The sequence below is a fragment of the Kitasatospora sp. NPDC058162 genome (assembly GCF_042884005.1).
Classification (GTDB): domain Bacteria; phylum Actinomycetota; class Actinomycetes; order Streptomycetales; family Streptomycetaceae; genus Kitasatospora.
Genome location: NZ_JBHVUS010000048.1, coordinates 1 through 22,816, shown reverse-complemented (window position 1 = coordinate 22,816; position 22,816 = coordinate 1). Strand labels below are relative to the sequence as shown.

At 71.1% G+C, this 22,816-nt stretch carries 16 protein-coding genes; 6 read left to right on the top strand and 10 right to left on the bottom strand.

Annotation, left to right across the window (positions count from 1 at the left end):
- Window positions 1-114: 114 nt before the first annotated feature.
- Window positions 115-1,545, bottom strand: coding sequence for a pyruvate kinase (gene pyk / locus ACFVXG_RS42005; RefSeq protein WP_387935764.1), 1,431 nt, complete (start codon window positions 1,543-1,545; stop codon window positions 115-117).
- Window positions 1,546-1,883: 338 nt separating this feature from the next.
- Between pyk and ACFVXG_RS42000 the strand changes: the two genes are divergently transcribed.
- The 6 genes from ACFVXG_RS42000 (at window position 1,884) to ACFVXG_RS41975 (ending at window position 9,387) form a co-directional block, all read left to right on the top strand.
- Complete coding sequence (locus tag ACFVXG_RS42000) at window positions 1,884-2,984, top strand: hypothetical protein (RefSeq protein ID WP_387935763.1); 1,101 nt, start codon at window positions 1,884-1,886, stop codon at window positions 2,982-2,984.
- Entirely contained in the window at window positions 2,981-4,636 is a 1,656-nt protein-coding gene (locus ACFVXG_RS41995; RefSeq protein WP_387935762.1) for a VWA domain-containing protein, read from the top strand. The genes ACFVXG_RS42000 and ACFVXG_RS41995 overlap by 4 nt, the downstream gene beginning before the upstream one ends.
- Window positions 4,623-5,120 carry a hypothetical protein gene (locus ACFVXG_RS41990; protein ID WP_387935761.1) on the top strand — a complete coding sequence of 166 codons (498 nt, stop codon included), beginning with the start codon at window positions 4,623-4,625 and terminating at the stop codon, window positions 5,118-5,120. The genes ACFVXG_RS41995 and ACFVXG_RS41990 overlap by 14 nt, the downstream gene beginning before the upstream one ends.
- A 308-nt stretch (window positions 5,121-5,428) precedes the next feature.
- Window positions 5,429-7,264, top strand: a complete 1,836-nt coding sequence (locus ACFVXG_RS41985; RefSeq protein ID WP_387935760.1) for a bifunctional metallophosphatase/5'-nucleotidase — start codon at window positions 5,429-5,431, stop codon at window positions 7,262-7,264.
- Window positions 7,265-7,491: 227 nt separating this feature from the next.
- Complete coding sequence (locus ACFVXG_RS41980; protein ID WP_387935759.1) at window positions 7,492-8,418, top strand: NADP-dependent oxidoreductase; 927 nt, start codon at window positions 7,492-7,494, stop codon at window positions 8,416-8,418.
- Window positions 8,419-8,451: 33 nt separating this feature from the next.
- Entirely contained in the window at window positions 8,452-9,387 is a 936-nt protein-coding gene (locus tag ACFVXG_RS41975) for an AraC family transcriptional regulator (protein ID WP_387935758.1), read from the top strand.
- A gap of 31 nt (window positions 9,388-9,418) precedes the next feature.
- On the opposite strand, the gene ACFVXG_RS41970 is transcribed toward ACFVXG_RS41975, so the two are convergent.
- From ACFVXG_RS41970 to ACFVXG_RS41930, 9 genes are all read right to left on the bottom strand, one after another.
- Window positions 9,419-10,876 carry an aldehyde dehydrogenase family protein gene (locus ACFVXG_RS41970; protein WP_387935757.1) on the bottom strand — a complete coding sequence of 486 codons (1,458 nt, stop codon included), beginning with the start codon at window positions 10,874-10,876 and terminating at the stop codon, window positions 9,419-9,421.
- Between the two features lie 49 nt (window positions 10,877-10,925).
- The gene (locus tag ACFVXG_RS41965) at window positions 10,926-11,792 is read right to left on the bottom strand and encodes a helix-turn-helix transcriptional regulator (RefSeq protein WP_350505257.1); all 867 of its coding nucleotides are present in this window, start codon (window positions 11,790-11,792) and stop codon (window positions 10,926-10,928) included.
- 422 nt (window positions 11,793-12,214) lie between these two features.
- Window positions 12,215-13,675, bottom strand: a complete 1,461-nt coding sequence (locus tag ACFVXG_RS41960) for a glutamate synthase subunit beta (protein WP_387935756.1) — start codon at window positions 13,673-13,675, stop codon at window positions 12,215-12,217.
- A complete protein-coding gene (gene gltB / locus ACFVXG_RS41955; protein ID WP_387935795.1) occupies window positions 13,668-18,296 on the bottom strand; it encodes a glutamate synthase large subunit in 4,629 nt (1,542 codons plus the stop codon). Before gltB ends, ACFVXG_RS41960 begins: the two co-directional genes overlap by 8 nt.
- Before the next feature lie 427 nt (window positions 18,297-18,723).
- The gene (locus ACFVXG_RS41950; RefSeq protein ID WP_387935794.1) at window positions 18,724-19,446 is read right to left on the bottom strand and encodes a VIT1/CCC1 transporter family protein; all 723 of its coding nucleotides are present in this window, start codon (window positions 19,444-19,446) and stop codon (window positions 18,724-18,726) included.
- 163 nt (window positions 19,447-19,609) lie between these two features.
- The gene (gene lgt, locus ACFVXG_RS41945) at window positions 19,610-20,584 is read right to left on the bottom strand and encodes a prolipoprotein diacylglyceryl transferase (RefSeq protein ID WP_387935755.1); all 975 of its coding nucleotides are present in this window, start codon (window positions 20,582-20,584) and stop codon (window positions 19,610-19,612) included.
- A gap of 117 nt (window positions 20,585-20,701) precedes the next feature.
- Window positions 20,702-21,565, bottom strand: coding sequence for a DsbA family protein (locus tag ACFVXG_RS41940; RefSeq protein ID WP_387935754.1), 864 nt, complete (start codon window positions 21,563-21,565; stop codon window positions 20,702-20,704).
- A 46-nt stretch (window positions 21,566-21,611) separates the two neighbouring features.
- Window positions 21,612-22,121, bottom strand: coding sequence for a MauE/DoxX family redox-associated membrane protein (locus ACFVXG_RS41935; protein ID WP_387935753.1), 510 nt, complete (start codon window positions 22,119-22,121; stop codon window positions 21,612-21,614).
- 128 nt (window positions 22,122-22,249) lie between these two features.
- A complete protein-coding gene (locus tag ACFVXG_RS41930) occupies window positions 22,250-22,495 on the bottom strand; it encodes a hypothetical protein (protein ID WP_387935752.1) in 246 nt (81 codons plus the stop codon).
- Window positions 22,496-22,816 lie beyond the last annotated feature (321 nt).

The window sequence follows — 22,816 nt, the reverse complement described above, 5'->3', positions numbered from 1 at the left end:
ACACACACCACCCACCGGCGCGCCTCGTTTTTTTTTCACAAACCCCCCCCCCCCCCCCCCCCCCCCCCCCCCCCCCCCCCCCCCCCCCCCCCCCCGCCGCCGGACAACAGCACGTCAGTCGTCCAGCGTCCCCACGTGGTGCACCCGCACCAGGTTGGTGGAGCCGGCCAGGCCAGGCGGGGAGCCGGCGGTGATGACGACGATGTCGCCCTTCTGGCAGCGGCCGAGGGAGAGCAGGGCCGCGTCGACCTGTTCGACCATCTGGTCGGTGGTCGGGGCGAAGGGGCCGAGGAAGGTCTCCACGCCCCAGGTGAGGGCGAGTTGGCTGCGCACGGCCGGTTCGTAGGTGAAGGCGAGCACCGGGATGGGTGAGCGGTAGCGGGTCAACCGCCGGGCGGTGTCGCCGGACTGGGTGAAGGCGATCAGGTACTTCGCGTGCAGGAAGTCGCCGATCTCGGCCGCCGCGCGGGCGACGGCGCCGCCCTGGGTCCGCGGCTTGCTGCCGGTGGTCAGCGGAGGCAGGCCCGCGGCGAGGATGTCGTTCTCGGCCGCTTCGATGATCCGGCCCATGGTCTTGACCGTCTCGACCGGGAACTTGCCGACCGAGGTCTCGCCGCTGAGCATCACCGCGTCCGTGCCGTCGAGGACGGCGTTGGCGACGTCGGAGGCCTCGGCGCGGGTGGGCCGGGAGGCGTTGATCATCGAGTCGAGCATCTGGGTCGCCACGATGACCGGCTTGGCGTTGCGCCGGGCCAGCTTGATGGCGCGCTTCTGGACCAGCGGGACCTGTTCGAGGGGCATCTCCACGCCCAGGTCCCCGCGGGCCACCATGATGCCGTCGAAGGCGTCCACGATGGAGTCGAGGTTCTCGACCGCCTGCGGCTTCTCGATCTTGGCGATGACCGGGACGTACCGCCCCTCCTCGGCCATCACCCGGTGCACGTCCTCGATGTCGCGCCCGCTGCGGACGAAGGAGAGCGCGATCAGGTCGGCGCCGGTGCGCAGCGCCCACCGCAGGTCGGCGACGTCCTTGTCGCTGAGTGCGGGGACGGAGACGGCGACGCCGGGGAGGTTGAGGCCCTTGTGGTCGGAGACGAGTCCGCCCTCGATGACGAGGCACCGCACCCGTGGTCCGTCGACGGCGACGACCTCCAGGGTGACGCGGCCGTCGTCGACGAGGATGCGTTCGCCGCGGCTGACGTCGCCGGCCAGGCCGGCGTAGGTGGTGCCGCAGATGTCCTTGTCCCCCACGACGCCGTTGTCGGTGGAGATCGTGAACTCGTCGCCGCGTTCAAGGAGTACGGGCCCGTGGGCGAAGGTGTCGAGCCGGATCTTCGGGCCTTGGAGGTCGGCGAGGACGCCGACGCTCCGGCCGGTTTCGTCGACGGCCTTGCGGACCCGACGGTAGCGTTCCTCGTGTTCGGCGTGGGTGCCGTGGCTGAGGTTGAATCGGGCGATGTCCATCCCGGCGTCGACCAGCGTCTTGATCTGGTCGTACGAGTCGGTGGCCGGCCCGAGGGTGCAGACGATTTTTGCTCGGCGCATACTGCTGAGAGTAGGCATTACCGGCGCGTAACATCGACGTGGGTCCGGACTGCGGGATGACCGTTGTCGTAAGGCGAGTTGAACAATCTGACACATCCTCGGACCGGTGTGCGACGGCCGTACGAGGGCCGTTCGGGAAGCCCTCCCGAACCCCTCCGGGCCCCGTCCCGATTACCCGACCGATTACCCGACCGATTCCCCGACCGATGCGATTCCGTGAAGCGGTGTTCACCCCCGGTTCACCGCACCTTCCGTCCGCGCTCCCCGCCCGGCGGGACGCTCGTCACCCCCGGGTGACCGCACCCGGGGAGCGGAGCGACGAGGGGGAGGCGCTCGCAATGAGACGCGCTCTGGGGGTGCTCGCGGCCCTGGCCCTGCTGGGCGGGGTGACGTACGCGCTGGTCCCGGACGACAAGAAGGCCGACCCGACGAAGACGGTCACGGTCACCGGGCTGATCGGTTCGGAGAAGCGGGCGTTCTTCGAAAGTCCGGAGGTGAAGGCCGAGTTGGCGAAGCAGGGCCTGGAGGTGCACGCCGACTCGACCGGTTCCTGGACGATGAGCGAGCAGGCGAAGAGCAGTTCCGGGCTGGACTTCGCCTTCCCGGCGAGCACCGCACCGGCCCGCGAGATCCAAAGCAAATGGGGATTGCAGGACTCGCCGCTGGTGCCGTTCTACTCGCCGCTGGTGGTGGTGGCGCACGCACCGGTCGCGCAGATCCTCAAGGACAACAAGCTGGCCGTGCAGGACGCTACGACCGGCGTCTGGACCTTCAAGATGGACGAGTACGTCGCCGCCCTCAAGGCGGCCGGCAAGTGGCAGGACCTGACCGGCGCCCAGAGCCACGCGGAGCTGTCCGGCCCGATCTTCGTCACCACCACCGACCCGGAGAGCTCCTCCTCGGGCGCGCTGTACATCGCGCTGCTGTCGTACGTCCTGAACAACAACCTGGTGGTCTCCGACGACCAGGGCGTCGAGCGCGCCCGGCCGGTCCTGTACCAGGCGACCGCGCTGCAGGGCGGCCAGAAGAGCAGCAGCGACGAGCCGTTCCGGGACTTCCTGGCCGGCGTCGGCAACCCGCTGATCTTCGGCTACGAGTCCCAGGTCGCCTCGATGGCCGTCCAGGGCCAGCCGACCGGGGACATGGTGGTGATGTACCCGGACACCACGGCCTACTCCGACCACACCATCATCGCCCGCACCGAGAACGGCCGGAAGCTCGCCGGCCTGCTCCAGAACGACGACACGCTGCGCGCCCTGGAGGTCAAGTACGGCTTCCGCCCGCAGGCGAGCAGCGGCGCGTTCGCCGACCGGGTGAAGGGCATCAAGCAGCCGGTCTTCGCCCTGGACCTGAACGCGGCGAAGGTGAAGCAGGCGACCGTCCCCTCGCTGGACAACCTGCTCAAGCTGACCAAGGCGGCGAAGGGGAGCCCGAAGTGAACCTCCGACCCAAGCGGCCGGCCCGGTTGGCCGCCGTGCTGGCGGCGGTGCTCGCCGCGGCGACCGCCTGCACCTCCTCCCCCGCCCCGGCGCCGGCCCCGAACCCGACCGGTTCGCTGGCCGAGACCGCGCGCCCCGGGGTGCTTCGCGTCCTGGCCGGCAGCGAACTGCAGGACCTGCAGCCGGTCCTGGACGACGCGCGGAAGGCGACCGGGGTGACGGTGCAGCTGGCCTTCAGCGGCACCCTGGACGGCGCGGACACGATCTCCGCGGGCCGGGCGGACGGCAAGTACGACGCGGTCTGGTTCCCGTCGAACCAGTACCTGCGACTGGACCCGACCGGCAGGTCCAAGGTGCTGTCGGAGACCCCGGTGATGGTCTCCCCGGTGGCCGTGGGGGTGCGCTCCTCGACTCTCGCCGACCTCGGCTGGGGGGACGGCTCGAAGGTCACCTGGGCGCAGATCGGCGACGCGGCCGCGGCCGGGAAGCTGTCGTACGGGATGTCCGACCCGTCGCGCTCCAACTCCGGCTTCTCCGCGCTGGTCGCGGTGGCCTCGGCCTTCTCCGGCGCGGGGGCGGCGCTGACCGCGGCGGACGTGCAGAAGGCGACGCCGCAGTTGAAGCAGTTCTTCACCGGCCAGAAGCTGACCTCCGGTTCCTCCGGCTGGCTGGCGCAGGCGTACGCCAAGGCCGAGCCGGGCCGGGTCGGCGCCCTGGTGAACTACGAGTCGGTGCTGCTGTCGCTGAACAAGACCCTGCCGGCGGACCAGCGGCTGACGGTGGTGCGCCCGGTGGACGGCGTGGTCTCGGCGGACTACCCGCTGTCGCTGCTGTCCTCGGCGGGGCAGGGCGAACGCGACTCCTTCCAGCGGCTGGCCGGCTACCTGCTGAAGGAGGACGTGCAGAAACGCATCTCCGAGCTGACGCTGCGCCGCCCGGTGACGGCGGGCGTGGCCCCGGCGGCGGGGCTGCCCACCGACCGCCGCCGCGAACTGCCCTTCCCGGGGACGCGGGAGGTGGCGGACGGCCTGCTGGCCTCGTACCAGAACGAGCTGCGCCGCCCGTCCAGGACGGTGTACGTGCTGGACACCTCGGGGTCGATGGACGGCCAGCGGCTGACGTCGCTCAAGGCGGCGCTGGGCCGGCTGACCGGCACGGACGACACCCGCGGGCTGCGCCGCTTCCGGGACCGCGAGGAGGTCACGCTGATCTCCTTCGCCTCCTCGGTGAAGTGGACGAAGACGCACGTCGTCCCGGCCTCGGGGAGCCGGCCGGGCCCGGAGACCGAGCTGGCGTCGATCAACGCGGACGTCCAGTCCCTGCGGGCGGAGGGCGGCACCGCGCTGTACGACTCGCTGGAGCAGGCGTACCGGGTGATCGAGGCGCAGCAGAAGGCGGCGGGGGACGACCGCTTCACCTCGATCGTGCTGATGACGGACGGGGAGAGCAACGAGGGCGCGACCGACGCCGACTTCAAGCGCTTCCACGACGGGCTGCCGTCGGGCGAGAAGTCGATCCCGGTGTTCCCGATCAAGTTCGGCGAGGCGGCGGTGGGTCAGCTGCAGGGGATCGCGGACGTGAGCGGGGGCAAGCTGTTCGACGGCGGGGGTTCGCTGGACGGGGTGTTCGAGGAGATCCGTGGCTACCAGTGACGGGTACGGCCGGGGGCTGCTGCGCTACCTGGAGTCGACCAGGAACCTGGTCGGCTGCGGGGGCGGCGCCATCGGGCTGGGGCTGCACTTCGCGGGCCTGGGCGGGTCCTGGTGGCCGGGGGTGGTGGCGGGTCTGTACGGCGTCGGCGCCCTGCTGACGCCGGGCCCGCAGCCACCACCACCGCCCCCTCCTCCGCCGCCACCGGCTCCGGCGCCTCCGGCGCACCCCGAGCTGGACGGGCTGGCCGCCTACCTGGAGACCGTCCCGCTGCCCGCCTCCGCCGGGGTGGACACCCTGCTGGTGGCGCTGCGCGAGGCCGGCCCCGGTCCGGTGGCCGATCCGATCGTCCGGCACCGCCTGCCGGTCGCGGTGGACGGCTACCTGCGGGCCCGCGCCTGGCTGCCGTGGGCGGAGCCGGACGCGCCGGACCCGGCGACGGAGCTGGGCCGCGAGGTGAAGCAGCTGTCCGCCGAACTGGACTGAGCGGACCCGACTGACCGAACTCGACTGAGCGAACGCCACTGACCGGTGGGGAACCAGGGGCGGGGTGGCCGGAAATCGACCCTCCCGCCCCATACCACCCCTTTCTCCGCCCACCCCGGACACGAACGAGTCGCCAAGATCTCACCTGTTGGAAACGTCCGAGGGCTATTCAGCGGCCCGGCCCGCACGGCACACTTCTACGCGCGTCCTTCTACGCGCGTCACCGCATCAGCGGGCGCGCCACGCACCTCATCTGCACACAAGTTGACGGCTCATCCGCCGTCGTTCCCCACTCGGGAGAGTCGTCCATGCCGCTGAACCGCCGTGACTTCGTCACCCGGTCCGCCGCCACCGCCGCCGGTGCCGCCCTGACCGGCGGAGCCGTCGTCGCCGCCGCCCCCGCCGCCGCGGCCGCCGAGCCGAACACGGCGGCCGCCAAGGGCCAGAAGAAGCAGCCCCGCCGCCAGGCCTTCACCGTCATGGGCACCACCGACCTGCACGGCCGGGTGCTCAACTGGGACTACTTCACCGACGCCGAGTACGTCGACAAGGCCCACAACGCGGTCGGCCTCGCCAAGATCTCCACCCTGGCCAACCAGGTGCGCGAGGAGAAGGGTTGGGACCGCTGCCTGCTCATCGACTCGGGCGACATCATCCAGGGCACCCAGCTGTCCTACTACTACGCCCGGGTCGAGCCGATCGCCACCGACGGCGACAACGTGCCGGACCACCCGATGGCCGTCGCCATGAACCTCATGGGCTACGACGCCGCCGCGCTCGGCAACCACGAGTTCAACTACGGCATCCCCACCGTGAAGGCCTTCGAGGACCAGCTGGAGTTCCCGCTGCTGGGCGCCAACGCCCTGCACGCGAAGAACGAGAAGCCGGCCTTCAAGCCGTACGTGATCAAGGAGGTGTGGCTGGACGAGGACACCCCGATCAAGGTCGGCATCCTCGGCCTCACCAACCCCGGCATCGCGATCTGGGACAAGGCCAACGTGGCCGGGCAGATGATCTTCCCGGGCATCGTCGAGACCGCCGCCAAGTACGTGCCCCGGATGAAGGCCGCGGGCGCGGACGTCATCGTGGTCTCCGCCCACTCCGGCATCGACGAGCCGACCACCTACGGCGACCAGCTGCCCTGGCCCGAGGACGCCTCCGGCGAGATGGCCGAGACCGTCGCGGACATCGACGCGGTGCTGGTGGGCCACACCCACAAGGAGGTCGCGCAGCGCCTCATCGTCAACAAGAAGACCGGCAAGACGGTCGTGCTCTCCGAGCCGCTGTGCTGGGGCCAGCGCCTGAGCTGCTTCGACTTCGAGGTCGAGTTCGTCGACGGCCACTGGAAGGTCGCCTCGGTCTCCTCCCGGGTGCTGAACTCCAACACCGTGCCGGAGAACCCGGAGATCAGCAACGCCATCGTCGGCCAGCACAAGAAGGTCGTCGCGTACGTCAACCAGAACATCGGCACCAGCAAGATCGAGCTGTCGATCGCCGACGCCCGGTTCAAGGCCACCCCGATCATCGACCTGATCGGCAAGGTCCAGGCCGACGCCGTGAAGACCGCGCTGGCGGGCGGGCAGTACGCCAACCTCCCGGTCCTGGCCCAGGCCGCCCCGTTCAACCGCACCGCGCTGATCCCGTCCGGCCAGGTCAAGCTGCGCGACGCGGCCGGCCTGTACATCTACGAGAACACCCTGGAGGCCCGCATCCTGACGGGCGCCCAGCTCAAGGACTACCTGGAGTTCTCGGCGAAGTACTACTACCAGCTCGCCCCGGGCGCCCCGGTCGACAAGGACGCCATGACCGGCGCCGAGACCACCCCGGACTACAACTACGACTCGGTCTACGGCCTGAGCTACGACATCGACATCGCCCAGCCCAAGGGCCAGCGGATCGTCAACCTCAGCTTCCAGGGCAAGCCGATCGACCCGAACGCCCAGTTCGTGTTCGCGGTCAACAACTACCGCGCCAACGGCGGCGGCAACTTCCCGCACGTCGCCACCGCCAAGGTCGTCTGGACGAACTCCGACGAGATCCGCAACACCATGATCGCCTGGGTCAAGGCCAAGGGCGTCATCGACCCCGCCGACTTCTTCACCAACTCCTGGCGCCTCGTCCGCGCCGGCCAACCGGTGTTCTAGTCGCACCCGTTCCCGTCGGGCCCCCGCACCGCCACCGGCGGTGCGGGGGCCCGCGCCGTTCTCCCTCCCGGTTCCGACCGATGGTCGAGGAGCTCCATCCGCGAGACGATCGGACATCCAGCGAAGACTTGAGGATATTCATCCGCTCGCCCCGCCTCCCTATCGTTGAACACATCGAGAACGGCCCCACGGGGGGCCGGTGTTGAACCGGATGAGGGAGATTCGCGATGCGTGCGATCGTGCAGAAGGAGTTCGGCGGTCCCGAGGTCCTGCGGGTGGCCGAGGTGGAGCGTCCGGTGCCGCTGAGCGGCGAGGTGCTGGTGCGGGTGAAGGCGGCCGGGGTCAACCCGGTGGACGTGGCGGTGCGGGCCGGGACGTTCCCGCTGCTGGGCGAGCCGGAGTTCACGGTGGGCTGGGACGTCTCCGGGGTGGTCGAGGCGGCCGGCCCGGGCGCCCGCTACCGGGTGGGCGAGGAGGTGTACGGGATGCCGTTCTTCCCCCGGGCCGCCGGCGCCTACGCCGAGTACGTGGCCGCGCCGTCCCGCCAACTGGCCCGCAAGCCCGCCACCTTGGACCACACCGAGGCCGCCGCACTGCCGCTGGCCGCGCTCACCGCCTGGCAGGGCCTGGTGGACCTGGCGGGGATCGGCGAGGGCGACCGGGTGCTGGTCCACCGCGCGGCCGGCGGCGTCGGCCACCTCGCCGTGCAGATCGCCAAGGCCCGCGGCGCCCACGTGATCGCGCTGGCGAGCGAGCCCAAGCACGCCTTCCTCCGGGAGCTCGGCGCCGACGAGGTGATCGACTACCGGACCACCGACTACACCGGGGCCGTCTCCGACGTCGACGTCGTCTTCGACTCCTCCTCCGAGGGCACCCGCGCCCTGGAGGTGCTCAAGCCGGGCGGCACCCTCGTCAGCATCATGGAGCACTGGAACCAGGAGCTGGCCGCCGCCGTCGAGGCCGCCGGACGGCGCTTCGCGGGCGTCTCCGTCGAGCCCGACTACGCCGCGCTGGAGGCCATCGCCGCCCTGGTGGACGAGGGCCGGATCCGCCCGCACGTCGCCGCGTCCTTCCCGCTGGCCGAGGCCGCCCGGGCGCACGAGCTGGTCGGCTCCGGTAGCGTCCAGGGCAAGGTCGTACTGACCGTCGACTGAAGCGTGGGCGACGAGCAACCCCGGGGGCGGGCCATGGACATCCTGAGCGAGGCGCTGGCCTCGATGCGCACGGCGCACCCCGCGTCGGTGCGCACCGAGGGCCGGGCGCCGTGGGCCCTGCGGCTGCCCCCGGTGGCCGGCGCGGGCTTCCACGTGGTGCTGTACGGCACCTGCTGGCTGGTCCCGGTGGATCCGGAGATCGGCGGCGGCCCGGTGCCGCTCAGCCCGGGGGACGTCGTCTTCCTGCGGGACGCCCGGGGCCACGTCCTGGCGGACAGCCCGGACACCCCGCCGGTGGACGCCAGGGCCTGCCCGGTCGAGGCCGGCTCGCCGATCGGCACCGTGTCGCTCGGCGGGGACGGCGCCCGCACCAGCCTGCTGTGCGGCAACTACCACCTGGACCAGGCCCGCCCGCACCCGATGGTCCGCCAGCTGCCGGCGCTGATCCACCTGCCGACCCGGCACGGCCGGCACCCCGAACTGGCCGCTGCCGTCCAGCTGTTGGGCGCCGAGCTGGAGAACCCGCGGATCGGTTCGGCCGGGATCGTCCCGGCGCTGATCGACTCGCTGCTGCTGTACGTCCTGCGGGCCTGGTTCGAGGACCAGCCCGCCGCCGAGGCCGCCGGCTGGGCGGCGGCACTGCGGGACACCGCCGTCGCGCCCGCCCTGACGGCCATCCACGAGGCCCCGGCGACCGCGTGGACGGTGGAGTCCCTGGCGGACCGGGCGGGCCTGTCCCGGGCCGCCTTCGCCCGCCGCTTCACCTCGATGGTGGGCGAGCCCCCGATGGCCTACCTGACCCGCTGGCGGATGACCACCGCCGCCCGGCTGCTGCGCGAGTCGGAGGCGCCGCTGACGACGGTGGCCGCGCAGACCGGCTACGGCTCGGAGTACGCCTTCGCGAAGGCGTTCAAGCGGGAGTTCGGCCTGGCCCCCGGCGGCTACCGCCGGGAGGCCAGAGCCGCGTGACGGGCCCGCGCCGCGTAAACCGGTGAACCCCCTAGAACGGGAACGGCGCCCGCCCGTGCTGCACCGAGATCCACTTCACCGTGGTGAAGGCGTCCACCGTGGACTCCCCGTTGAGCCGCCCGACGCCGGAGTTCTTCTCCCCGCCGAACGGCACCCCGGGCTCGTCCGCGATGGTCCCGCCGTTGACGTGGATCATGCCGGTCTCGATCCGCTGGGCGACCCGCACACCGCGCTCGACGTCCGCCGTGTGCACCGCGCCGCTGAGCCCGAAGGGCGTGTGGTTGGCCAGCCGGACGGCCTCGTCCTCGCCGTCGAAGGGCACCAGCAGGGCGACCGGGCCGAAGAGTTCGCGCTGCAGGATGGGCGCGTCCTCGGCCAGGCCGGTGAGCACGGTGGGCGCCATCAGGCTGCCGGCCGTGACCCCGCGGAGCAGCGCGGTGGCGCCGGCCGCGATCGCCTGGTCGACCTGCGCGTTGATGGCGTCGGCCTGGACGGCGTTGATCAGCGGGCCGATGTGGGTGGCCGGGTCCTTGGGGTCGCCGACGGTCAGCGAGGCGACCTTGGCGACGAACTTCTCGGTGAACTCGGCGAGCACGCTGCGGTCGACGAGTATCCGGTTGGCGGCCATGCAGACCTGGCCCTGGTGGACGAAGCGGCTGAACACGGCCGCGTCCACGGCGTAGTCGACGTCGGCGTCGTCCAGGACGATCAGCGCGCTGTTGCCGCCGAGTTCCAGCACGGACCGCTTGAAGTGGGCGGCGGCGACGGTGGCGACGTGCCGGCCGATCTGGTCGGAGCCGGTGAAGGAGATCACCCTGGGCACCGGGTGCTCCAGGAAGCTGTCGCCGATCTCCGCGATGTCGGTGATGACCACGTTGAGCAGGCCGGGCGGCAGGCCCGCGTCCTCGAAGAGCTTGGCGATCAGGCTGCCGCCGACGATGGGGGTCTCCTGGTGCGGCTTGAGCACCACGCCGTTGCCGAGCGCGAGCGCCGGGGCGATCGCCTTCAGGCCCAGGAACAGCGGGAAGTTGAACGGGCTGATCACGCCGACCACGCCGACCGGCAGCCGGAGGAGGCGGTTCTCCTTGCCGGGCGCGGTGGAGGGCAGCAGCCGGCCCTCGGAGGCCACCGAGAGGTGCAGGCACTCCCGCAGCATGTCCTTGACCAGCGAGAGTTCGAAGCCGGCCTTGAGCGCGGTGCCGCCGAGTTCGGCCATCACGGCCGCGACGATCTCGCCCTCGCGCTCCTCGACCAGCCGCAGCGCGCGCTCGAAGACCAGCCGGCGCTGGTACGGGTTGGTGGCGGCCCAGGAGCGCTGGGCGCGCTCGGCCGCGCGGTAGGCCCGGTCGACCTCGGCGACGGTGGCCACCGTGATGGTGGCCAGCTTGTCACCGGTGTAGGGGTCGACGTCGACGATGTCCCAGGAGCCGCTACCGCTGCACCATTCGCCGTCGATGTACTGCAGCGCCAACTCGGAGAAGTACGACATCTGATCCCTCTCGGTGCCCGACCTGATGGGACCTCATCGTACTGATGTGTCAAAGCTCTTGGCGTACGGAGTGCAGAAGATCGCGGGTCCGTTCGGGGCCGAGGCTCTCGGCGGCCAGCCCGTCCATCGCCTGCCGGTACGAGGCGACCTCGGCGGGCTTGTCCACGTAGAGGGCGGTGGTGAACTGCTCCAGGTAGACGACGTCGGCGAGTTCGGCCTCGGAGAAGCCCAGCACGCTGAACGCGCCGCTCTCGGCGCTCAGCGCGGCGCCGCCGAGCGGCCTCACCTGCAGCCGCACGTTGGGCAGTTCGGAGAGTTCGAGGAGCCGGTCGAGCTGGCCGCGCATCTGCTCCGGGCCGCCCCAGGGGCGGCGCAGCGCGGCCTCGTCGAGGACGGCGAGCAGCTGGGGCGGGTGGTCGGCGGTGAGCAGGTCCTGGCGCTTGCGCCGTACCTCGACCCGGCGTTCGATCTCGTCGTGCTGGCCGGCGTGGCTGCCGGCGGCGATGACGGCGCGGGCGTAGTCGGCGGTCTGCAGCAGCCCGTGGACGAACTGGACCTCGTAGCTGCGGATCTCGGCGGCGGCCTCCTCCAGCCCGAGGTAGTTCTGGAACCAGGCGGGCAGCACGTCGCCGTAGTCGTGCCACCAGGAGGTGGCGTTGGCCTCCCGGACGAGTCCGAGGACGTTGGCCCGCTCCTGTTCGGCGTCGACGCCGTAGAGGGTGAGCAGGTCGGCGACGTCGCGTTCCTTGAAGCCGACCCGGCCGAGTTCCATCCGGCTGATCTTGGACTCGGAGGCGCGGATCGAGTACCCGGCCTCCTCGCGGCTGACGCCCCTGGTCTCGCGGAGCTTGCGCAGCTGGCTGCCGAGCAGCAGGCGCCGTACGGTGGCACCTCCGCCTGCCTGAGTCGTGCCCATCGAAGTCACCCTCCGCACTCGTGCAGCCCCCCGGCCGTCGGCCGCAGTCTGCCACCTGGCACCGACGAACAACAGCCCGTGCCGGGACGCATTCCGGCCGCTGTGCGAAGCCTGGGAGAACGCTGTGAACCGACTGCCGGTGCACGGACGGAAGCGCAGGTCGGAGCGCGGGTAAGGAGCGGGTGAGAGCGGAGGTGAGAAGCGGCTGGGAACGTCCTGCGGAACCCGCCGCGAAGTCCGGGGAACGCGCCCGGTAACTCCCTGCGGACGCGCGACGGCGCCCGCCCTCCAACTGGTCGGGGAAGAGGGCAGGCGCCAGGAGACCGCGTTGGCCCGGCGACGCTGGCGGGGGCAGCGGGTTGAGCTCCCGGCGATGCGGCGCCGGGGGTTCGGGGTGTGGGCCGGTCGGACCGTCGGACCCGTCAGACCACCAGGGGGCGGTCCGTGGGCCGGATCGGGGCGGGAAGCGGGGTCTTGCCGCCCAGGTACTTGTCCACCGCGGCGGCGGCCGAACGGCCTTCCGCGATGGCCCAGACGATCAGTGACTGGCCACGGCCGGCGTCTCCGCAGACGTACACGCCATCGACATTGGTGGCGAACCGGCCGTCGCGGGCAATGTTACCGCGCGCGTCGAGGTCCACTCCCAGCTGCTCGACCAGCCCGTTCTTCACGTCCGTCCCGGTGAAGCCCATGGCCAGGGTGATCAGCTGGGCCGGGATGGTCCGCTCGGTGCCGGGGACGGGCTCGAACCGGCCGTCCTTGAACTCGACCTCGACCAGGTGCAGTTCCTGGACGTTGCCGTCCTCGTCGCCGGTGAGGCGGGTGGTGTTGACGGAGTAGATCCGCTCGCCGCCCTCCTCGTGCGCGGAGGTGACCTTGTAGGTCATCGGCATGGTGGGCCAGGGCTGGTGGCCGGGCCGGTCCTCGCCGGGCCGCGGCATGATCTCCAGCTGGGTGACCGAGAGGGCGCCCTGGCGGTGGGCGGTGCCGACGCAGTCGGCGCCGGTGTCGCCGCCGCCGATGACGACCACGTGCTTGCCCTTGGCGCTGATCGGGGAGTCGACGAGGTCGCCCTCCTGCACCTTGTTGGCCAGCGGCAGGTACTCCATGGCCTGGTGGACGCCCTTGAGCTCGCGCCCGGGCACCGGCAGGTCGCGGGCGGTGGTGGCGCCGGCGGCGACCACGACGGCGTCGAAGCGCTCGCGCAGCTGCTGGCCGGTGATGTCGTCGCCGACGTGCACGCCGGTGCGGAACCGGGTGCCCTCCGCCCGCATCTGCTCGATGCGGCGGTTGATGTGGCGCTTCTCCATCTTGAACTCGGGGATGCCGTAGCGCAGCAGTCCGCCGATCCGGTCGGCGCGCTCGTACACCACCACGGTGTGGCCGGCCCGGGTGAGCTGCTGGGCGACGGCCAGGCCGGCCGGGCCGGAGCCGACGACGGCGACGGTCTTGCCGGAGAGCCGCTCCGGGACCTGCGGGGTGACCCCGCCGCGGTCCCAGGCCTTGTCGATGATGGTGACCTCGACGTTCTTGATGGTCACCGCGTCCTGGTTGATGCCGAGGACGCAGGCCGACTCACAGGGCGCCGGGCAGAGCCGCCCGGTGAACTCCGGGAAGTTGTTGGTGGCGTGCAGCCGCTCGATGGCGCCGGTGAAGTCCTCGCGGTAGGCGAGGTCGTTCCACTCGGGGATGAGGTTCCCGAGCGGGCAGCCGTTGTGGCAGAACGGGATGCCGCAGTCCATGCAGCGGCCGGCCTGCTCGGTGATGATCGGCAGGAGGCTGCGCTCGACGTAGACCTCGTTCCAGTCCTTGATCCGCACGTCGACCGGGCGGCGCTCCGCCAGCTGCTTGGGCGTGGTCAGGAAGCCCTTGGGGTCAGCCATTTGCCGCCTCCATCATCTTGCGAGTGGTCTCGGTCTCGGAGAGACCGTCGCGCTCGGCTGCGTCCTTGGCGGCGAGCACGGCCTTGTAGTCGGTCGGCATGATCTTGGAGAAGCGGGAGACCCCGCTGCCCCAGTCGGCCAGGAGCTCGGCGGCGACGGTGGAGCCGGTCTCCTCGTAGTGCTGCTGCACGGTCTCGCGCAGCCATTCGCGGTCGGCGGCGGTGGGGGCCTCGATGCCCACCATGCCGTCGTTGACGTTGGCGGGGCGCAGGTCCAGGACGTACGCGATGCCGCCGGACATGCCGGCCGCGAGGTTGCGTCCGGTGCCGCCGAGGATGACGACCCGGCCGCCGGTCATGTACTCCAGGCCGTGGTCGCCGACGCCTTCGACGACGAGGGTGGCGCCGGAGTTGCGGACGGCGAAGCGTTCACCGGCCTTGCCGCGCAGGTGGATCCGGCCGGCGGTGGCGCCGTAGCCGATGGTGTTGCCGGCGATCACGTGGTTCTGGGCGTCGTTGCCGATGGCCGCGGCCTCGCGCGCCGGGCGGACCACCACGACACCGCCGGAGAGGCCCTTGCCGACGTAGTCGTTGGCGTCGCCCTCCAGCCGCAGGGTGATCCCCTTGGGCACGAAGGCGCCGAAGGACTGTCCGGCGGAGCCGGTGAAGGTGACGTCGATGGTCCCCTCGGGCAGGCCCTCGCCGCGGTACCGCTTGGTCACCTGGTGGCCGAGCATGGTGCCGACGGTGCGGTTGACGTTGCGGATCGGCAGCTGGATGCGGACGCTCTCGCCGCGCTCCAGGGCGTCCTCGGCCAGCGTGATCAGCTGGTTGTCGAGCGCCTTGTCGAGCGCGTGGTCCTGCTCGGTGGTGCGGTGCCGGGCGGCGCCCTCGGGCAGCTCGGGCACGTGGAACAGCGGGGCCAGGTCGAGCCCGGCGGCCTTCCAGTGGTCGACCGCGGCCTGGGCGTCGATGTGCTCGGCGTGGCCGACGGCCTCCTCGATCGAGCGGAAGCCCAGCGAGGCCAGGATCTCCCGGACCTCCTCGGCGATGAACTCGAAGAAGTTGACCACGAATTCGGGCTTGCCGGAGAAGCGCTCGCGCAGCACCGGGTTCTGGGTGGCGACGCCGACCGGGCAGGTGTCCAGGTGGCAGACGCGCATCATGATGCAGCCGGAGACGACCAGCGGAGCGGTGGCGAAGCCGAACTCCTCGGCGCCGAGCAGCGCGGCGATGACCACGTCGCGCCCGGTCTTGAGCTGCCCGTCGGTCTGGACGACGATCCGGTCGCGCAGCCCGTTGAGCAGCAGGGTCTGCTGGGTCTCGGCGAGCCCGAGCTCCCAGGGCCCACCGGCGTGCTTCAGGGAGGTCAGCGGCGAGGCACCGGTACCACCGTCGTGGCCGGAGACCAGCACCACGTCCGCGTGCGCCTTGGACACACCCGCCGCGACCGTACCCACGCCCACCTCGGAGACCAGCTTCACGTGGATGCGGGCCGCCGGGTTGGCGTTCTTGAGGTCGTGGATGAGCTGGGCGAGGTCCTCGATCGAGTAGATGTCGTGGTGCGGCGGCGGCGAGATCAGGCCGACGCCCGGGGTGGAGTGCCGGGTCTTGGCGACCCACGGGTAGACCTTGTGGCCGGGCAGCTGGCCGCCCTCGCCGGGCTTGGCGCCCTGGGCCATCTTGATCTGGATGTCGTCGGCGTTGACCAGGTACTCGGAGGTGACGCCGAAGCGGCCGGAGGCGACCTGCTTGATCGCCGAGCGGCGCTCGGGGTCGTACAGGCGCTCCGGGTCCTCGCCGCCCTCACCGGTGTTGGACTTGCCGCCGAGGCGGTTCATCGCGATGGCCAGGGTCTCGTGCGCCTCCATCGAGATGGAGCCGTACGACATGGCACCCGTCGAGAAGCGCTTGACGATCTCGGAGACCGGCTCGACCTCCTCGACCGGGATCGGCTCGCGGCCCAGCGCGTCCAGCTGGAACAGGCCGCGCAGCGTCATCAGCCGCTCGGACTGCTCGTTCACCCGGTCCGTGTACTGCTTGAAGATGTCGTACCGGCGGTTGCGGGTGGAGTGCTGGAGCCGGAACACGGTGTCCGGGTCGAACAGGTGGGGCTCGCCCTCGCGGCGCCACTGGTACTCGCCGCCGATGTCCAGCGCGCGGTGCGCGGCCGGGATGCCGGAGGCCGGGTACGCCTTGGCGTGCCGGGCGGCGGTCTCCTTGGCGATCTCGTCCAGGCCGATGCCGCCGAGCTTGCTGGTGGTGCCGGCGAAGTAGGCGTCGACCAGGCCCTGGGAGAGGCCGATGGCCTCGAAGACCTGGGCGCCGCGGTAGGAGGCGACGGTGGAGATGCCCATCTTGGACATCACCTTGAGCACGCCCTTGCCGAGCGCCTTGATCAGGTTCTTGATGGCCTTCTCGGCCTCGACGCCCTGGATGAACACGCCCTGGGCGACCAGGTCCTCGACCGACTCCATGGCCAGGTACGGGTTGACCGCGCCGGCGCCGTAGCCGACCAGCAGCGCGACGTGGTGCACCTCGCGGACGTCGCCGGCCTCGACCAGCAGCGACACCTGGGTGCGCTGCTTGGTGCGGATCAGGTGGTGGTGGATCGCGGAGGTGAGCAGCAGCGAGGGGATCGGCGCGTGCTCGGCGTCCGAGTGCCGGTCCGACAGCACGATGATCCGGGCGCCGTCCGCGATCGCCGCGTCCGCCTCGGCGGCGATCTCCGCCAGTCGGGAGGCCAGCCCCTCTCCCCCGCTCGCGACCTTGTACAGGCCGGACAGCGTGACGGCCTTGAGCCCGGGCTGGTCGCCGTCGTGGTTGACGTGGACCAGCTTGGCCAGCTCGTCGTTGTCGATCACCGGGAAGGTGATGCCGACGGAGCGGCAGGAGGCGGACTCGGCGGCCAGCAGGTTGCCCTCGGGGCCGAGGTTGGACAGCAGCGAGGTGACGAGCTCCTCGCGGATGGCGTCCAGCGGCGGGTTGGTGACCTGCGCGAAGAGCTGCACGAAGTAGTCGAACAGCAGCCGCGGCTTCTCGCTCAGCGCGGCGATCGGCGAGTCGGTGCCCATCGAGCCGAGCGCCTCGGCACCGGTCTTGGCCATCGGCGCCAGGAGGACGCGCAGCTCCTCCTCGGTGTAGCCGAAGGTCTGCTGGCGGCGGGTGACCGAGGCGTGGGTGTGGGCGATGTGCTCGCGCTCGGGCAGCTTGGCGAGCTGGATCTGCCCGGCGGCGACCCACTCCTGGTACGGGTGCTCGGCGGCGAGGGCGGACTTGATCTCCTCGTCCGCGACGATCCGGCCCTCGACGGTGTCCACCAGGAACATCCGGCCGGGCTGGAGGCGGCCCTTCCTGGTGACCTTCTCCTGGTCGATGTCGAGCACGCCGACCTCGGAGGAGAGGACGACCAGGCCGTCCTCGGTGATCCAGTAGCGGGCCGGGCGCAGGCCGTTGCGGTCGAGCACGGCGCCGACCTGGTTGCCGTCGGAGAAGGTGACGCAGGCCGGGCCGTCCCAGGGCTCCATCAGGTTGGAGTGGTACTGGTAGAAGGCGCGTCGGGCCGGGTCCATGGTGGCGTGGTTCTCCCACGCCTCCGGGATCATCATCAGCACCGAGTGCGGCAGCGAGCGGCCGCCGAGGTGGAGCAGCTCCAGGACCTCGTCGAAGGACGCCGAGTCCGAGTGCTCCGGAGTACAGATCGGGAAGATCCGCTCCAGACCCTGCCCGTTCTTGTTGGCCGGAATGAGGTCCGTCGCGAGCTGCGACTCCCGGGCCCGCATCCAGTTCCGGTTGCCCTTGACCGTGTTGATCTCGCCGTTGTGGGCGACGAAGCGGTACGGGTGGGCGAGCGGCCAGCTCGGGAAGGTGTTAGTGGAGAACCGCGAGTGCACCAGGCCGATGGCGGACGCGTAGCCGCGGTCCGACAGGTCGGGGAAGAAGGGCTCCAGCTGGCCGGTGGTCAGCATGCCCTTGTAGACGATGGTGCGCGCGGACAGCGACGGGAAGTACACCCCGACCTCGCGCTCGGCCCGCTTGCGGACCACGAAGGCGACCCGGTCCAGCTCGATCCCCACCCGCCCCTCCTGGGCGAGGCTCTGTCCATCAGTCGCTGACGCGAGAAAGGCCTGCCGGAAGCGCGGCATCACCCTGCGCGCGGTGGCACCGAGCAGCTCCGGGGTGACCGGCACGTCGCGCCAGCCGAGGACCGTCAGGTCCTCCTCGGCCGCGATCGCCTCGATCCGGGCGACGGCGGCAGCGGCGGCCTCGTCCTCGTCGGGCAGGAAGGCGATGCCGACGGCGTAGGAGCCGGCCGCCGGGAGCTCGAAGTCGACCTTGCCGCGCAGGAACGCGTCCGGGACCTGCGTCAGGATGCCCGCGCCGTCACCGGAGTCCGGCTCGGCACCGGTGGCACCGCGGTGCTCCAGGTTGCGCAGGACGTTCAGCGCCTGCTCGACGATGGTGTGGTCGGCGATGCCGGTCAGCGTGGCGACGAAACCGACGCCACAGGCGTCGTGCTCGTTTCGCGGGTCGTACAGGCCCTGAGCGGTAGGTCGCGCATCCGGCACGAGCCCGTACGGCTGGCGGGCGGCGCCGGCCTGGGGCTCGTTGGCGGAGTGCATGGATGCAGACAGCATCGGCTCTCCCGTCGTCGTCTTTCGGCAAGTTGGTGCAAGTAGGGACGACGTTGGCCCTGATGCGGTGAATCGATGTCGTGCAAGTTACATGATGCCCAGGATCCCGAGAAGCGGAATATCCCGTCCACATGGCGGACGGACACGCAGGTCAGGGGGCTGAAAGGGAGGACGCGCCACAGTGCGCGTCCCGACGATTGTGCCCGGCCGCCCCCGGCCTGAAACAGGGGCGAAACCGGATCGCCACACAAGCCGATCATGAGCGCCTGGGAATCCATCCCGAGACCCCCGCCCCCGGATGCGAATCCGCGGCTCCGAAGGCCGGATGATGAGACGATGCCGGGCAGTCCGCGACGTCCATGTGTGAAACGTCACGCATTGCCCGGCATAATCATGCAGCGCTATCGCTCAGGGCCTAGCCGACGTGCCCGCCGATCAGCCACCCCAGCAGGTACGTCACCCCGGCCGCGGCCCCGCCCAGCACCAGCTGCCGCAGCCCGCTGAACCACCAGCTGCGCGCCGTCACCCGGGCCACCACCGCGCCGCACAGGAACAGCCCCAGCCCCGCGAGGACCATCGCCGGCAGCAGCGCGGTCGCCCCCAGCAGGTACGGCAGCAGCGGCAGCAGCGCCCCGAGCGCGAAGCACAGGAAGGACGAACCGGCCGCGACCAGCGGCGAGGGCAGGTCATTGGGGTCGATCCCCAGCTCCTCCCGGGCGTGCACCTCCAGCGCCAGCTCCGGGTCCCGGGACAGCTGCCGGGCCACCTCGTGGGCGAGCTCCGGGTCCACCCCGCGCGAGACGTACACCTGCGCCAGCTCGGCCAGCTCGCCGTGCGGGTTGCGGCGCAGCTCCAGCCGCTCCGCCTCGATCTCGGCCTGCACCAGCTCCCGCTGGGAGGCGACCGAGGTGTACTCCCCCGCCGCCATCGAACAGGCACCGGCCGCCAGACCGGCCAGCCCGGTGAGGACCACCGTGCCGTGCGAGGCCGCGCCGCCGACCACACCGGTCATCAGCGCGAAGTTCGACACCAGACCGTCCACCGCACCGAACACCGCGGGCCGCAGCCAGCCGCCGTTGACGTCCCGGTGGTGGTCGGCCGCGGGTATCCGCGGGTGCTGGGCAGGCTCGGCTTCCAGGGTGGTCGCAGTCACGGTTCTTCCCCTCCGTCTTTCGTTCGTCGCCCCCGACCGTAGCCCCCTTGACCTGGGCATTTCCAGCAAAGTAAGGCTGTCCGAACGATGCTGAGGCTGCCCTTCGCAACTCTCACGAAGGACAGCCTCAGTCAGGAAACGTGCCTGCTCAGATCGGGTTCTTGGCATCCTTCCCGGTCTTCTCGACCGGCTCACCATCCAGGATCCGAGACGGCTTCGACCCATCCACCGTCTCACTCGGCTTCACAGCCTCCGCCTTCCCCTTCTCCCCGTCCTTCTCCTCCGCCTCGACGTGCGCCGCCGGGTCGATGCTCGCCGGGTCCTCACGCCCGGGCCGCTTCTTCCCCACGATCACGAAGTAGGCCACCGCCCCGATGAACACCACGATCGAGGTCCAGTCGTTCAGCCGCAGGCCGAAGTAGACGTGCGCCTCGTCGATCCGCAGCCACTCGGTCCAGAACCGGCCCACCGTGTACGCGGCCACGTACAGCGCGAAGGCCCGGCCGTGCCCCAGCTTCCAGCGCCGGTCGGCCCAGATCACCAGCAGCGCGACGGCCACGTCCCAGATCGACTCGTACAGGAAGGTCGGGTGGAAGACCCCGTTCACGACGTCGCCGTTGGGCAGCGTCTTGTGGATCTCCAGGCCCCACGGGAGCGTGGTCGCCCGCCCGTACAGCTCCTGGTTGAAGTAGTTGCCCCAGCGGCCCATCGCCTGCGCCAGCACGATGCCCGGCGCGATGGCGTCGGCGTACGCGGGCAGCGGCACGCCCCGGCGGCGGCAGCCGATCCAGGCGCCGACCGCGCCCAGCGCGACCGCGCCCCAGATCCCGAGGCCGCCCTCCCAGATCTTGAAGGCGTTCCAGGGGTTCTTCCCCTCGCCGAAGTACAGCTGGTGGTCGGTGATCACGTGGTACAGCCGGCCGCCGACGAGGCCGAAGGGCACGGCCCAGACGGCGATGTCGCCGACGGTGTGCTTGGCACCGCCCCTGGCGACCCAGCGCTTGCTGCCGAGCCAGACGGCCGCGACGACCCCGAGGATGATGCAGAAGGCGTAGGCGCGCAGCGGGATCGGTCCGAGGTAGAGGACGCCCCGCGACGGGCTGGGAATGTAGGCGATATCCATGGCGGTTCCGACGCTACAGGGTCTGCGGCCCCCATCGGACACCCCCGGGGTCACAGAAATCGAACAACGAAGACCGCCGCCCCCTCCCGACCGGAAGGAGACGGCGGTCCGGTGACCTCAGCCGGCCGACGGCGACGGGTTATTGGCCTCCGAAGCAGCCGCAGTGGGCGCCGGGGTCTGACCGTTCGTCCCCGCGGTACCCAACTGCTTGCCCTGGTTGGCGGCGTCCACCCACTTCACCAGGTTCGCCGGGGTGATCTCCTCATTGCCGTTCTTCGGGTAGATCGGCTGGCCGTTGAGCAGCACCGTGGGCGTCGACTTGTAGCTGGACTTGTCGAAGTCCTGCTGAACCGCGGACACCCACCCGCCGTACTTGTTGTCGTTGACGCACGCCTGGAACTCCGGCGTGTCCAATCCCCCCACCTGCTTCGCCAGGTTCAGCAGCACGGCCTTGTTGCCGAAGGCGTCATTGGTCTCGTCCGGCTGGTTCCGGTACAGCACGTCGTGGAAGTCCCGGAAGTGCCCGGCGTCCTGGGCGCAGGCCAGCGCGTTGGCACCGTTCTTCGAGCCCTTGCCCGGCACCGCCCGGTCGATGAACGACACCACGTGGGCGTTCGTGTAGATCTTCCCGGCGTCCTCCAGCTGGTCGATGGTCGCCGAGAACTCGCGCTCGAAGATCCCGCAGGCCGGACACCGCGGGTCCTCGTACACCGTGAGCACCGACGGCGCGTTGCTCGCGCCGACCGGGATCACCAGGTTCTTGTCACCGATCGTCCCGGCGGGGGCGGCGGTCGGGGTCTCCGGCTTGGAGCGCTGGTTCTGCACCACCACGCCGGCGACCACCGCGGCGGCGATGACCGCGAGCACGGCCCCGCCGACGATCAGCTTCTTCCTGCGCCGCGAGCCGGCCTCCTCGGCCGCCCGCTGCTCCAGCATCCGCTCGCGGGCGGTGCGCTTGCCTTCTCGGTTCTTCTCGCTCATTGCCTTGACATCCACGGTCGGGGGCCTTCGTCGGGGGGATAGGAATTCAGCTCGCCAACCAGCCGTCGGCCGAGAGCCGGGTGCGGGGCCGCCACAGCAGGAACCCGGCCAGCAGCAGGAACCCGGTGTCGCGCAGGATCTCCTGCAAGTACTCGGTCTGCGAGGCGTCGACGTGCCCGCCGCCGCCGAAGCAGCCGCAGTCGATCGAGATCCCGCGCGCCCACGCCGAGGCGATCCCCGCGATGAAGGCGAGCAACAGGACCGCCGAGACCCCGGCGACCAGCCGCACACCAAGGCCGACCACCAGCAGCAGCGCGAGCGCCAGCTCCAGGAACGGCAGCCCGTAGCCGATCGGCTTGACCAGGCCCTCCGGCAGGATCTCGTACGCCCGCACCGCCTGGGCGGCCTCCGCCGGATCGGCGATCTTCGCCAGCCCGGCCCACCCCCAGACCACCGCCAGGCCGAGCCGCACGGCGGTGCCGACCCACTCACTCCAGACCGGCACCCGCCGCGGCGCGGGCGCGGAGCCACCGGACTGCACTGCCGGCCCGGCCATCAGGGAACCCCCCTCGGGAAACTCGTTCACATCCTGACGAACCGTAAGGGATGACGCCGGGTTCCTCCGGATTCACGAATTAAGCCGGACGAGTGACATTCCGTCCGATTTCCCCGAACACCCCTACGTCACCGGCACCCCGGCAACCGCCCCGGATCGAACAACTCCGCCCGCCCCTCGTGCTGCCCCCGCGCGGCCCGCTCCGCGGCGTCCCACCGCGCCGCCTCCGCACACGCCACCGCCTCCCGCTCGGCCCGCTCCGCCCCCCGCTTGGCCAACGCCTGCCCCACCTCGGTGTGCGCGCCGACCGCAGCCCCCAGAGCCAGCGCGGCCGCCGCCGCCCGCAGCAGCACGGCCCGATGAAGACCCGCCACCTGCTCACCCCTTCGCTAGCCCGGCCACCCCCGTACACGTGGTTCGTGCACTCGTCCCTCCACTCAACGCCGGTCAACCCCGCCTGATGCGTGTCGCCCCCGCTCTTCACCCGTTCGGGGCCGCCCCACCGCTGACGCGCACCCGAACCACCCCTTCGTGGACACGCGGACCCACAACACTCCACCCCTCAACCCGCACCAACCCACCCACCCCCACCACCCCCTCCCCCCTCCCCGACCCAGGCGAGAGGGACGCGCTGCGGGAGGGGGCGGTGGAGGGGGTGGGTGCGGAGAGGGGCGTGACGGGTGATTTTCAGACCG